A 12411-nucleotide genomic window follows, 5' to 3' on the forward strand; every position below is an offset into this window, starting at 1 on the left:
CTTCGGAGCGCCGGCGCGCGGCAGGCAAGTCGTGGATCCCCGGGTCAAGCCCCGGGGATGACGGTGCTTCATGCGTGAGCCCCGTTCCCCGGACGAGTTGCGTGGAGCGCGGCGATGATCCGGGGCCCAGGGAAAACTCTTTGGCCAAAGACTCCCCGCTGGATCCCGGCTCGCCTTTCGCTCACGCTTCAGGCGTCCGGGACACGGGGCTCAATCGGGGAACCGCGCCATCAGCGCCGTGAGGCGCGCGCGGTCGAGCGGGGTGCGGGTGGGGCCGAGCACGGCCTCCATGGCGCGGGCGAGTTCGCGGGGCGTCATGCGCCAGAAAGCCTCGGACGAAAGAGCAAGGCGCCCGAGCCCGAACCCCATCGCCGCGCCCCAGGGAAACGGCTTGGAGGACTGGAACGGCGTAGGGCGCAGGCTCAGAAAGGGCGGGCGGGGTCTCCCGGCGCGGGCGCCGGCGGGGCCGTGTCCCCGCCAAAGGTCGCGGCGATGAGGTCGCCGACGAGGCGCGCGAAGCCGGCGGCACCGCCCGGCGTGGTCATGCGCGCCACCTCCTCCTCGGTCACCGCCTCCCCCGCCCCGCGCAGGCCCGCCGCAATGAAGCGGATGGCGTCGCGCGCGGCGAGCCGGCCCTGGCCGAAGCGTTCGGTCAGCGCCACGAGGTCGTCCACCCCGAACGCCTCCTCCAGTTCCGCCAGCGCGCCCAGCGTCAGCACGAGGGTGCGGGTGCGCCCGTCGAGGTCGGCGGCGATCTCGCCGCGATGTCGGTTGGCCATGGCGTACCTCACAGCGCCGCGAAGACGATTTCGCCGGCGCTTTCCAGCGTGATGTCGAAGGTCACCTCGCGGTCATGCTCGGCGGCGATTTCCAGGCTGGTGATCTGGAACGAGCCGGTCAGCGTGCCGAAATCCGGCACCACCACCTGGCCCTGCCGGATCTCGCCGTCGAAGAAGCTCTGGCGGATCAGCGCGTCGGATGCCGCGTCCTTGAACAGGCCGGAGCCGGCGATCGAGGCGCGCTTCACGCCCGCCCCCGCGAGCAGCTCGCGCCAGCGCCCGGCGCTCTCGGCATGGGTGATGTCGACCGGCTCGGTGTTGAAAGCGATCTGCCGCGAGCGCAACCCTGCGACGGTGACGAGGGCGCTGCCGTCCGAGAGCTTGAGCAACAGATCCTTGCCCTTCTGCGCCGCCATGGCGGGTCTCCTTGTCTGGCGTATGATGGTAATGGCGTGTATTCAGGGAGCGTTAACCCTGATGTGGCAGTTTAAGAGCGTGACGGCACTGAGACGCCGCCGCACAGCTTCGCGGCTTGATTCAACAAATCGCCGCAAGTGAGCTCATCTTCTGATTCAGCTTCACGCGGATTCATGAGTCGGCGGAATCGCTTGGCGCGGTTTCCTGACAGCTCCGGAAAACCTCAACCGGTTTCCGTCACCGCCCGCAGCCGCAGCAGCGCGCGATAGGTGCGCCCGCCCGCCTCGCGGCGAATCTCGGCGCTGGTCGCACGCAGATTGACCAGCCGGTGCCCGTCGAGCGTGAGCGGCGCATCATGCAGCACCGCCTGCACGAGATGGGCGAGATGATGCGCCTCCCCATGCCCGCCCTGGCGCGACCACACGTTGAGCGTCAGCCGATGCTCATGGCCGGTCTCGGTCGCGGTCGACCAGTCGATCACCTGCGCCTCGCCGAGCGTGACATAGGGAAATTCCGGCGTGGGCGGAGGCACGTCATGGATGCGCGCCCCGCCGAGCGCGGCGGTGAGCGCCGGGTCGGCGGCGAGCGCGGCATGGACAGCGGCGCGCAGCGCATTGGCGGGGCTCACCGGGGAACTCGCGCTCATCGGCGCCCCCGCTGCGCGAGTTGCGCCAGCCGGCGGGCCAGCGCCGCGAGGCCCTTCATTCGCACCTCGAACTTCATGGCGTTCTCCTCACGGGGTCTCTTCTCGACACTCGCAGACGAGGCGGCGCCCGCGCCCCTCGGGATCGCTCACCGCCTCGACGGTGAAGCGCCGCACGCCGAGCCGCAGCCGGTCGCCGGGCTGCACCGTGGCGGGGGCGCGGATCGTCACGCGATGGGCGAGCACGGCGCCCGGCCGGTCGGCGATCTCGGCGGGGTTCGCCACGGTCTCGACCGCGCCCCACAGCGCATCGACCGCGAGAAACGTGCGGGTCACGCCGCCCTGCCCGTCCGGCGTCTCGAGCGGCGTCTCATGCACCAGCCGGTGGCGCAGCGCCGAAACAGGGAGCGCGCTCATAGCCGCGTCACCCGGAAGGGGGCGACGAGCGCATCGAGCCGGGCGGGAAAGGCCGCGCCGGCGCCCGGCACGTCGCGATGCTCGTAGAAATGCGCCAGCACCACCCGCACCGCCTCAATGAGCGGCGAGGGCACATGGTCGGCGCTCGGGCCATGCCCGGCGGTGATGTCCAACACGATGCCGGCGAGCGCCCGCCCCGGCGGCGGCACGGCGGCGCGGTCCACCCGGATCAGGCCGGGCAGGCGCGCGGTGTCGAGCGTGAAGGCACCCAGCGGCAGCGCCGTCTCTCCGCCGGCCGCGTCGATCAGCTTCACCGCGAGCAAGGCCCGCAGCGGGTTCACCGGCACCGGTATCAGGCCGGAGACCGGCCAGGCATCGCGGGTGAGGCGCCATGTCTGGTCGATCAGCACGCGCCGCGTCAGCGCCTCCACGGTGGCGCGGGCGCTGGTGAGGAGGGAGGCGATCAGCCCATCCTCCGCCTCATGGTCGACGCGCAGATAGGCCTTGGCCTCGGCAAGCGTCAGCGGCTCCGCCGGCGGCCCGGCGAGAAGAACAGCGGGCATGGGTGCCTCGTGGTTGGGGGTGTGCGGGGGTGCGCCGCGAATGAGCTTCCCGCAGCGCAAAGAGGATCCGCCTCGCGACGTCATGGCCGTCCCCGGACTTGATCCGGGGATCAGGCCCGGCCATCCACGACTTGGCCGGGCGCGCCAGAAGGAAGTCGTGGATCCCCGGGCCAAGCCCGGGGATGACGGTGTGCCGGGGGATGACACCGTGACTGCGGGCGCAACGCGGGCGGAGCGGCCCGGCCGATTGACGGCGCCGGCCAGCGCGGCGACAAGGGCGCTGCTTGCGTGCCCCCTGCCCCGCTCCCCCGCCTCTCGCCGGAACAAGCCGATGCGCCGCCTCGTCCTCTCCCTCGCCGCCCTCGCCTGCCTCAGCCTGCCCGCGCGCGCCATTGTCGGCGGCGTGCCGGCGGATGCCGATCTGAAGGCGGAAACGGCGATGATCGTCTCGACGCGCGGCGCCGCCTGCACCGGCGTGGTGCTGGCGCCGACGGTGCTGCTGACGGCGGCGCATTGCGTGCAGCCGGCGGCGGATTACGCGGTGGCGGTGTTCGAGGCGAGCGGCCCGCGCCTCATCCCGGCGAGCCGCATCGCCGTGCATCCGAGCTTCGACCCGAACTCCTTCGCGACCCGCAGGCCGACACCGGACCTCGCTCTGGTGCGGCTGTCTGAGCCTCTGCCGGCGAGCTTCCGCCCGGCGACGCTGACGGCGGAGGTCGCGCTGCCGGCCCAGCGCACCGGCTTCGTCATCGCCGGCTTCGGGGTAACGAAGGACGGCGACGGCAAATCCGCCGGCACGCTGCGCATGGCGAGCCTGCCGAGCATCGGCACCACGGGCGGCATCATGGTCCGCCTGTCGGAGGGCGCCGCCAAGGGCGGCTGCACCGGCGACAGCGGCGGGCCGGTTCTGCTCGACGGCACGGTCGCCGGCATCATCGGCTGGTCGACCGCCGCCGGCGGCGCGCGCGGCTGCGGCGGCGTCACCGGCGCGACGCTGATCGGCCCGCAACGCGCCTGGATCGACGCGACGGCGCGGGCGATGGGGCGGTAGGCGGCGACCTGAGTTAGCAGGCCGTCATGGCCGTCCCCGGACTTGATCCGGGGATCAGCCCGGCCATCCACGACTTGGCGGGGCGCGCGAGGAAGACGTGGATCCCCGGGTCAAGCCCGGGGATGACGGTGTGACGGGATGACGGGGGATTGGGGGCCCGTTCCCCGGACACGTTGCGCGCAGCGCAACGATGATCCGGGGCCCAGGAGAGACTCTTCGGCTGTCTCTCCACCGCTGCGTAGGCGCCCCTCACCCCTCGCCCCGACGGGGAGAGGGGGCGAGCACCGCTCACGCCGCGAACTTCAGCAGCTTGATGGCGTCGAAATCCTGCACGCCGCCGCCGACGCGCTTGGTGGTGTAGAACAGCACATAGGGCTTGGCCGAATAGGGGTCGCGCAGCACCCGCACGCCGGCGCGGTCGACCACCAGATAGCCCCGGCGGAAATCGCCGAAGGCGATGGCGAGCGCGTTGGCCGCCGGGTTCGGCATGTCCTCCGCCTCGAACACCGGGAAGCCGAGCAGGCTCGGCTGGTCGACCGCCGCCGGCGGCGCCCGCGGCTGCGGCGGCGTCACCGGCGCGACGCTGATCGGCCCGCAACGCGCCTGGATCGACGCGACGGCGCGGGCGATGGGGCGGTAGGCGGCGACCTGAGTTAGCAGGCCGTCATGGCCGTCCCCGGACTTGATCCGGGGATCAGCCCGGCCATCCACGACTTGGCGGGGCGCGCGAGGAAGACGTGGATCCCCGGGTCAAGCCCGGGGATGACGGTGTGACGGGATGACGGGGGATTGGGGGCCCGTTCCCCGGACACGTTGCGCGCAGCGCAACGATGATCCGGGGCCCAGGAGAGACTCTTCGGCTGTCTCTCCACCGCTGCGTAGGCGCCCCTCACCCCTCGCCCCGACGGGGAGAGGGGGCGAGCACCGCTCACGCCGCGAACTTCAGCAGCTTGATGGCGTCGAAATCCTGCACGCCGCCGCCGACGCGCTTGGTGGTGTAGAACAGCACATAGGGCTTGGCCGAATAGGGGTCGCGCAGCACCCGCACGCCGGCGCGGTCGACCACCAGATAGCCCCGGCGGAAATCGCCGAAGGCGATGGCGAGCGCGTTGGCCGCCGGGTTCGGCATGTCCTCCGCCTCGAACACCGGGAAGCCGAGCAGGCTCGGCTGGGCGCCCGGCGCGGTCGGCGCGGCCCACAGATACTGGCCGTTCTCGTCCTTCAGCTTGCGCACCGCGCCCTGCGTGCGCCGGCTCATCAGGAAGCTGCCATTCTGGCGGTAGCCGGCCTTCAGCGCATAGACCAGATCGACCAGCGGATCGGAAGGGTTGGCGGCGGGGAAGTCGCCGGCCGCGCCGGTGGCAGTGAAGCCGAGCTTGCCCCACACCCACGCGCTCTCCGCCACCGTGTCATAGGCGAGGAACCCCTTGGGCTTGCCGACGCCGTCGCCGGTGACGAAGGCCGTGCCCTCCTGGCTGGCGAAGGCGGCCTCCACCTCGATGGCCAGCCACTCGTCGATGTTCACGGCGGAATCGTCCAGTAGCGTCTGCGTCGCCGCCGGCATGGCGTAGAGCTCCATCGCCGGGAAGGCGAGCTCGTCCAGCACCGGGCTGGTGGTCTGGGCGCGCGCGGCGGTCTCCGCCACCCAGCCGACCGCCGGGCCGGAGGTCATGAAGGGCTTCTTGTAGGTGCCCTGCGAGATGGTGCGCACATCGGCCAGCGCGCGGATCGGCGAGAGCGCGGCGAGGCGCTTGCCGATCTCGCGCTCGGTCTCCACCGGCACGGTATAGCCGCCATCGGCGCCGATGCCGGCGGAGAGCGCCTTGGCCTCCAGCCGCTTCAGCCCGGCCGCCTCGCCGGTGCGCACATAGGTGTCGAACGCCGCCTTGTGCTCGCGGGCGGCGAGGTCGGTGAAAGCGTCGCCCCCACCCAGCGCCGGGCGGCGGGCTTTGAGCACCAGCTCGTCGATCAGCGCCTTCTGCGTGTCGAGCACGGCGTTGATGCGCTCCACCTTGTCGGCGGTGATCGGGTCGCCGCCGCGCCGCTCCAGCTCGCCGAGGCGCTGGTCATTGGCATCCTTGAACGCCTCGAAGGCGCTCATGAACTCCTCGAAGGCGGCGGAGACCTCCGGGCCGGCGGACTTGGTTTCGGGCGCAGTCTGGGACGTGGCGGGCAGGGACATGGCGGTCATGGGTGTGTCCTGTTGAGGGGATGGGGTGTGGAGACCTCCCCGCCGTCATCCCGGCCCCTCGGGTCTTGCCTTCGGCAAGCCCAAGGGCAGGCTCCGCGAAGCGGAGAGCCGGGATCGTCCGCCGCGCTCGTCCGGCACGTGAGGAGGGAGGAGCGGCACGCGATCCCGGATCGGCCTGCGGCCGTCCGGGATGACGGTGTGAGGGGATGACGGCGTGACGGGGTTGGCGGTGTGACTGCGGAAACCCGCTCCCCGGACAAGCCACGCGCAGCGTGGCGCAGAGCCGGGGCCGAGGAGAAACTCTTCGGCAAAAGACTCGTCCGCTGGATCCCGGCTCGCCTTCCGCCCGCGCTTCAGGCGTCCGGGACACGGGGCACCTACCCCGCCGGCGATAGCGCCGGCAGCGCGCGCAGGCGGCGGGCGCCGCGGCGGATGGTGGCGGCGAGGCGGCCGGCGCTCCAGCCGCCCTTCACTGCGGCGATGCGGGCTTCGGGCTGCATGGGGAAGGTGACGATGGAAATCTCCCACAGATCGATGCGGGAGAGCCGGCGGATGCGCGTGCGCGGCTCGCTGCGGCCTTCGACAGTGCGAAAGCCGATGGACAGGCCGTCAATCGCCCCGGCGCGCATCAGCGCCAGCACCTCGCGGGCGCGGGCGACTTCCAGCGTCAGCCGGCCGCGCACCTTGAGCCCCAGCGCATCCTCGCGCAGCTCCTCCCAGATGCCGATCGGCTCGGCCGGGTCGTGCTGGAACAGCAGGCGCACGCCGCCGGTGCCGCGCTCATTCAGCGAGGCGGCGAAGGCGCCGGGCAGGATGAGATCGCGACCGAGATCGACCCGGCCGAACAGCGCGGCATAGCCCTCGAAGGTGCCGTCCTCAGCGATGGTGGCCAGCCGGCCGGCCGCCTTGATCTCCAGGGGCGTGCCTGCGGATGCCGGCGCGCTCATGCGCCGTCTCCGCGCGGGCGGCGGGTGGCGGCGGCGCGCTCCAGCCGGCCGAGCGTCTGGCCGAATTCGCGAAACACCTGCGGCGCCTGCCCGGCGCGGCTGGAGGTCGGCAGGGAGACAGGCAAGCGCACGCGGCCGGGCAGGAAGGCCCGGATTCGCGGGGTGGAGGTCATGGTTCGTCTCCGAACTGGGCGTTGAAGCGCGCGATCTCGCGCACGAAGTCGTCAAAGCGGCGCACCGCGCGGGCAAGCTCGCGCACCGCCCCCGCCGCCAGCGCCGAGGCGCCCAGCGCCCACATCAAGAGCGCGAGATGGGCGAGGTCCGCCCTGGCCGCGAAGGCGGTGATGAGCGTCTCCATGGGGGTCTCCTCGGGGGCGTTTCCGGGGGCGTCTTCTTGGGGCTTGAGCTTGGGGGGCGTTTCCTCGGGGCCGCACCTTTCCGGTCGTCATGGCCGGGCTTGACCCGAGCATGAGGGAGCGTCTTGGCACACCGCCATGCTTAGGTGCCGGCGTCCGCGCTAGCCTCGAAGCACTCTGTCGCCGCGTCAGCAGCTTAGATGGGCGATCTCAGCATTGTCGGCGAAGTCGGCAATAAGCTTGCCCACACCCTCTCGCCACCTTAAGTTGCACCTATAAGTCAGGAGGGATGCCATGATGCCGAAGCTCAACGATGAGGCGATCAGGGACTACTGTGACCGAATCGTTGAACGCCTCAACAAATCGGATTTAAATGGTTGGGAAATTGGATTTCTTGAAGATGTTAAATTGAAAATTGAGTCAAAACAGCAGCTTACAGATAAGCAAGAACAGCATTTACTGAAACTATTGCCCAGCAAGGATAACCGCTAAGGTCGCACCCCGTAGCCCACCGCCTGGCGTTTTTCGTCCTCGGTGAGGAAGCTCGCCTCGTCACCTGCCGCCACAGCGCCTCGCGCTCGCCGTGGAGCGCGGAGACGGCGTCGAGGTCGGGCTCCAGCGTCAGGCCGCTGCCGCCGAAGGCGGGGGCGAGCCAGCCGCAGAGATCATGGCCGATGCGGCGGGCGAGCGGCAGGATGGCCTGGCGCCACAGCACGCGGCTGGCCTCGGCGTAATTGGCATAGGTCGCGTCGCCGGGAATGCCGAGCAGCATGGGCACCGTGCTTTGTCGTCATCGTCCAAGGAAAAAGCCAGCCGGACGACGCGATACGCTCATCAGCTCACAGAATTGCATGTTCCAGGTGAATGCGCTGGCAAGCAATTTCGAAATATTCTCTGCTGGACTCAATGCCGATGTATGTCAAACTGGCCCGTAAACAGGCGACACCGATGGTTCCCGAGCCCATGAAAGGATCGAGGATTGGCCCTTCCATGACTTGGAGTAGGTCAGACATGAGTTCCACCGGCTTACCTGCCATATGAAGTCTGGGACTAGGTGGCCGGCATCTAATGACACCAGGTGCACTAGATCCTGCTAATGCTCGTGGGCCATTGGTCGCCCACACCGCATATTCGGCTTGGTTGCGATATCTTCCGCGCTGTGGTCGGGCACATTCAGTCTTGTCCCAAGGAACGATACCGCGCCAAACCCATCCTGCAGATTGTATAGCATCGGTTGTCGTGGGTAATTGGCGCCAATCTGAAAAAACGCAACATAGCGCCGATGGGGGTACTTTTCGTCGCGCTTGTCGTAGCCACTGGCTTGACCAAGCAAAATAAGAGCGTTGATCTCGGCTGTCGCCATCGAATTCCGGATACTTAACCTTCTGAAATGAATATTTCCGACTTGTTGAAATATCGCGATTGGATCGCTGAGAATTTCCACTGGAGTAAGGGGGATCGGTTAGGATTGCCCCACCAGACAGATCGGGGACATTGGCCAGCAAGTCGAGGGCATCCCCATAATAGAGGGTAGCGTTCCCGATAACTTCGATGTGCATAGCTCTACCCCCGCACCCCGTAGCCCACCGCCTGGCGTTTTTCGTCCTCGGTGAGGAAGCTCGCCTCGTTCACCTGCCGCCACAGCGCCTCGCGCTCGCCGTGGAGCGCGGAGACGGCGTCGAGGTCGGGCTCCAGCGTCAGGCCGCTGCCGCCGAAGGCGGGGGCGAGCCAGCCGCAGAGATCATGGCCGATGCGGCGGGCGAGCGGCAGGATGGCCTGGCGCCACAGCACCCGGCTGGCTTCCGCGTAATTGGCATAGGTCGCGTCGCCGGGAATACCGAGCAGCATGGGCGGCACGCCGAAGGCGAGCGCGATCTCGCGCGCCGCGGCGTTCTTCGCTTCCAGAAAATCCATGTCCTTCGGCGAGAGCGACAAGGGCCGCCAGTCGAGCCCGCCCTCCAAGAGCAGCGGGCGCCCGGCATTGGCGGTGCCGGAGAAATTCGCCTCCAGCTCCTCCTTCAGCCGGTCGAACTGCTCGTCCGACAGATTGCCCGCCCCGGCATAGACCAGCGCGCCGGAGGGCCGGGCGGCATTGTCGAGCAGCGCCTTGTTCCAGGCGCCGGCGGCGTTGTGCAGATCGAGCGCGGTGAGCGCGGCTTCCAGCGGCGGGGCGCCGTAATGATCGTCCAGCGGGTTGAACAGCGCGATATGGCGGATCGGCGGCACCTCGCCGCTCTGCGCGAAGCGCACGCTGCGCCCGCCGGCGCTGTATTCATAAGCCTCCGGCCAGCCATCCGCGCCGGGCACGACGCGCATCCGGTCCGGGCGCAGCACATGGAGTTCGCGCGGCGTGCCGGAAAGGCTGACCGCCTCGACATAGGCATTGCCGGCGATCAGCAGATGCGCCGCCACCGCCTCCAGCAGTTCCGGCCCGGAGAGTTTTCCGCCCGGCCGGGCCATGAGGGCGATCAGCGGGTGATCGTCGATCTCGCGCCCGCTTTCGCTGAGGATGAAGCGCGTCTCGGCCACCCCTTGCGCGATCAGCCGCACGCAGCGATGCGCGACGGCGTTACGCTGATAGCCCTCGCGGGCCAGCGCGCCATAATCGCGCGGCGTCCATTGCGGCCGGCTCCCGGCGAGGAACGCCACCAGCGGGTGGGTCCGCGAGGCCTTGGCCTCCGGCGCGCCGGGCGCCGCCGGGCGATGGCGGGTGAAGGGAAAGAGCTTCATCGGGGGCTCCGGTTGCAAAGGGGGGCGGCAGTAAATGGGGGGCTAACGGCCGCTGGAGCGCCCCGCCATCAGGCGGTCATGGCCGGGCTTGGGCCGGCCATCCACGACTTGGGCCGAGCGTGCCAGAAAGAAGTCGTGGATCCCCGGGCTGATCCTCGGATCAAGTCCGGGCACGGGGATGACGGCGCGTGGGGCGGGACACGCGCCCCCTCACCCCCTCACACCCGCCGCACGCGGGGCGCGGACTGGGGGCCGAGGGCGAGCGCCGTCACCGCCCAGACCAGCGCGTCGAGCCGGTCCGGGGAACGGCCATTGGAGAGGCCTTCGGGGGCGAAGTCGCACATCTCGTCCTCCAGCGCCGGGAACACCCCGGCATGACGCACGCGGCACTGCTCGTAGAGCGCGGCGACGGGCTCGGCGCGCAGCCATTTTCCGCGCGTCGCCCGCACCTCGCGCACCGGCACGGCGGGGTCGATGCCGGCGAGGATGGTGCGCACCATCTCCCCGCCCTGGTTGATCTCCACCACGACCCGATCGGCCTTGAGGCGATGAAACAGCCCGATCGCCCGCGCGCCCCAGGCGGTCGGCGTCAGGCCCTGCGCGCTCTCATCGGCCAGCACATGGACGATGCCGTCGCGGTCGATCCCCGCCGCGACCAGCCCGCAGGCATCGGCCGTGCGGCGCGAGGACGCCGGCGGATCGACCGCCACGACGATGCGCACCAGCTTTTCGCGGGTCATCTCGGGCGCCGCGTCTTCCCGCGCGGCTTCCAGCGCCGCCCGGTTCCACAGCGCGTCCGGCCGGTCCTCGATCAGCTCGCCGGCGAGTTCCTGCCGGCCGAGCCGCGTGCCGGCATAGCGCCCGACCACCGTGTCGAGGAAGCTCGGGGCGAGATGGGCGGCGTTCTCCGCCGTGCCCATGCGGGTGATGGCGGTGCGCGGATCGGCCAGCAGCGCGCGGATCAGCGCGGTCGGGCGTGGGGTCGTGGTCACCATCTGGCGCGGCCGGGCGCCGAGGCGCAGGCCGAATTGCAGCATGTCGAAGGCGGCTTGCGCGTGCCGCCATTTGGCGAGTTCATCGCACCAGGCGGCGTCGAATTGCGGGCCGCGCAGCGCCTCCGGGTCTTCGGCGGAAAAGCCCTGCGCCACCGCGCCATTCGGCCATTCGAGGCGCCGGCGCGTCGGCTCCCAGCGCGGGCGCTCACCGCGCGGGTGAATGGCGAGAAGGCCGGAGACGCCCTCCACCATCACCTCGCGCACATCGTTGAAGGTCTCGGCAACAAGGGCGATGCGCCCGGCCTTCGGCCCGGCCCGGCCGTGAATGAGGGCGCGCACCCATTCGGCGCCCGCCCGCGTCTTGCCGGCGCCGCGCCCGCCCAGCACCAGCCAGGTCAGCCAGTCGCCCCCGCCCTGCGCGCAGGCAGGCGGGTGCTGCGCCGGCCGGCCGATCAGCGGCCAGTGGTGCAGCAGCCAGCGGCAGGCGGCGGGATCGAGCGCGGCCAGCGCCTCAGGGAGCCTTCCCGCCTGCCAGCACGCGCTCAAGCGTCGCGCCAAGCTCGCGTCGGAAGGCGTCGGCATCGCGTCCGGCATCCTCGTCCTCCTCTTCCGGCTCCTGGCGGGCGAGCGCGGCGAGTTCGCGCAGCGAGCGCACGAGAATGGCCAGCGTGCGCGCGGCCCGCTCGGCCTGGGTGACGCCGTTTGCGGCGAGCCCGGCCCGCGCGACGATGCGCTCGACCGCGCCGATCTCAGCCTCGATGCGGGCGACCAGCCGGGTGATGAGATCCCCGCGCAGCGCCCCGCCCGCCGTGGGAAGGGCGGGCACCAGGGGCGGTGCCGCCGCGGTGGGCGCCGGGGCGAGCGCGGGAGCGGGGTCGGCGTCGGGCGGGGGAATGCGCCCGGCCCGCCGGGTCCAGCCCCAGCGGGGAATGCGTGTGTTTAAGGTCGATTTCGAGATGCCGAGCATGTCGGCGATCTGCTGCACCGGCACATTGCTGCGCTCATAAAGCCGGCGCGCCTCATCGAGCGCCTCCGGCGTGATGACATGAGCAGGAACCGACATGGCGCCTCCTGAGGGTGGGGTGAGGACGGGGCCACCACAGGGGCGGCGGGAACGGTCGGGCATGAAAAAGCCGGCCCGAGGGCCGGCGGGAGGATGGCGACCGTCGCGTTCGCCGCATCAACCGGGCGGAAGCACCCGGCCCTTCGACGCAACTGTGGAGCATGCTCGAAATCTACCCGACCAGCGTCACGCTGTCAAGGACTATTTTCCTATTATTATTTATGCGGTGCGTACTTGGCGATTGAGGAATGATCTCAAT

16 protein-coding genes and 2 pseudogenes are annotated in these 12411 nt (G+C 70.2%); 2 read left to right on the forward strand and 16 right to left on the reverse strand.

Translation table 11 applies throughout. The annotated features are described in order from the left end of the window. Positions 1-210: 210 nt before the first annotated feature. The 6 genes from OU996_RS20085 to OU996_RS20110 all read right to left on the reverse strand — a co-directional run bounded on the left by OU996_RS20085 (position 211) and on the right by OU996_RS20110 (position 2819). Complete coding sequence (locus tag OU996_RS20085) at positions 211-426, reverse strand: rcc01693 family protein (protein WP_324290759.1); 216 nt, start codon at positions 424-426, stop codon at positions 211-213. After that, entirely contained in the window at positions 423-779 is a 357-nt protein-coding gene (locus OU996_RS20090; protein WP_267583353.1) for a gene transfer agent family protein, read from the reverse strand. The genes OU996_RS20085 and OU996_RS20090 overlap by 4 nt, the downstream gene beginning before the upstream one ends. A gap of 8 nt (positions 780-787) precedes the next feature. Further along, entirely contained in the window at positions 788-1195 is a 408-nt protein-coding gene (locus tag OU996_RS20095) for a phage major tail protein, TP901-1 family (RefSeq protein WP_267583354.1), read from the reverse strand. Between the two features lie 224 nt (positions 1196-1419). Next, complete coding sequence (locus OU996_RS20100; protein WP_267583355.1) at positions 1420-1842, reverse strand: DUF3168 domain-containing protein; 423 nt, start codon at positions 1840-1842, stop codon at positions 1420-1422. 87 nt (positions 1843-1929) lie between these two features. Next, positions 1930-2256 carry a head-tail adaptor protein gene (locus OU996_RS20105; RefSeq protein WP_267583356.1) on the reverse strand — a complete coding sequence of 109 codons (327 nt, stop codon included), beginning with the start codon at positions 2254-2256 and terminating at the stop codon, positions 1930-1932. Continuing rightward, positions 2253-2819: a head-tail connector protein gene (locus tag OU996_RS20110; protein ID WP_267583357.1), complete on the reverse strand. Its 567-nt coding sequence runs from the start codon at positions 2817-2819 to the stop codon at positions 2253-2255. Before OU996_RS20110 ends, OU996_RS20105 begins: the two co-directional genes overlap by 4 nt. Before the next feature lie 331 nt (positions 2820-3150). Here OU996_RS20110 and OU996_RS20115 point away from each other — a divergent pair, with 331 nt between their 5' ends. Beyond that, the gene (locus OU996_RS20115) at positions 3151-3870 is read left to right on the forward strand and encodes a S1 family peptidase (protein WP_267583358.1); all 720 of its coding nucleotides are present in this window, start codon (positions 3151-3153) and stop codon (positions 3868-3870) included. Positions 3871-4158: 288 nt separating this feature from the next. Here OU996_RS20115 and OU996_RS20120 read toward each other — a convergent pair. The 5 genes and pseudogenes from OU996_RS20120 to OU996_RS20140 all read right to left on the reverse strand — a co-directional run. Continuing rightward, positions 4159-4419: pseudogene (locus OU996_RS20120) on the reverse strand (phage major capsid protein); the annotation flags it as partial. A 379-nt stretch (positions 4420-4798) separates the two neighbouring features. Beyond that, entirely contained in the window at positions 4799-6052 is a 1254-nt protein-coding gene (locus OU996_RS20125) for a phage major capsid protein (RefSeq protein WP_267585775.1), read from the reverse strand. 386 nt (positions 6053-6438) lie between these two features. Continuing rightward, a complete protein-coding gene (locus OU996_RS20130; RefSeq protein WP_267583359.1) occupies positions 6439-7008 on the reverse strand; it encodes an HK97 family phage prohead protease in 570 nt (189 codons plus the stop codon). After that, the gene (locus OU996_RS20135) at positions 7005-7181 is read right to left on the reverse strand and encodes a hypothetical protein (protein ID WP_267583360.1); all 177 of its coding nucleotides are present in this window, start codon (positions 7179-7181) and stop codon (positions 7005-7007) included. The genes OU996_RS20130 and OU996_RS20135 overlap by 4 nt, the downstream gene beginning before the upstream one ends. Continuing rightward, positions 7178-7366 carry a hypothetical protein gene (locus OU996_RS20140; protein ID WP_267583361.1) on the reverse strand — a complete coding sequence of 63 codons (189 nt, stop codon included), beginning with the start codon at positions 7364-7366 and terminating at the stop codon, positions 7178-7180. Before OU996_RS20140 ends, OU996_RS20135 begins: the two co-directional genes overlap by 4 nt. A 292-nt stretch (positions 7367-7658) precedes the next feature. Between OU996_RS20140 and OU996_RS20145 the strand changes: the two genes are divergently transcribed. Continuing rightward, the gene (locus OU996_RS20145) at positions 7659-7856 is read left to right on the forward strand and encodes a hypothetical protein (protein ID WP_267583362.1); all 198 of its coding nucleotides are present in this window, start codon (positions 7659-7661) and stop codon (positions 7854-7856) included. Here OU996_RS20145 and OU996_RS20150 read toward each other — a convergent pair. The 5 genes and pseudogenes from OU996_RS20150 to OU996_RS20170 form a co-directional block, all read right to left on the reverse strand. Beyond that, positions 7853-8139: pseudogene (locus OU996_RS20150) on the reverse strand (phage portal protein); the annotation flags it as partial. The gene OU996_RS20145 and the pseudogene OU996_RS20150 overlap by 4 nt on opposite strands. Positions 8140-8203: 64 nt before the next feature. Continuing rightward, a complete protein-coding gene (locus OU996_RS20155; protein WP_267583363.1) occupies positions 8204-8923 on the reverse strand; it encodes a DNA-methyltransferase in 720 nt (239 codons plus the stop codon). 4 nt (positions 8924-8927) lie between these two features. After that, on the reverse strand, positions 8928-10094 hold the full coding sequence (locus OU996_RS20160; protein WP_267583364.1) for a phage portal protein: 1167 nt from the start codon (positions 10092-10094) through the stop codon (positions 8928-8930). Positions 10095-10312: 218 nt separating this feature from the next. Further along, positions 10313-11635: a DNA-packaging protein gene (locus OU996_RS20165; RefSeq protein WP_267583365.1), complete on the reverse strand. Its 1323-nt coding sequence runs from the start codon at positions 11633-11635 to the stop codon at positions 10313-10315. Beyond that, positions 11601-12152 carry a hypothetical protein gene (locus tag OU996_RS20170; RefSeq protein WP_267583366.1) on the reverse strand — a complete coding sequence of 184 codons (552 nt, stop codon included), beginning with the start codon at positions 12150-12152 and terminating at the stop codon, positions 11601-11603. The genes OU996_RS20165 and OU996_RS20170 overlap by 35 nt, the downstream gene beginning before the upstream one ends. Between the last annotated feature and the right edge of the window lie 259 nt (positions 12153-12411).

This window comes from Ancylobacter sp. SL191, assembly GCF_026625645.1.
Lineage (GTDB): Bacteria > Pseudomonadota > Alphaproteobacteria > Rhizobiales > Xanthobacteraceae > Ancylobacter.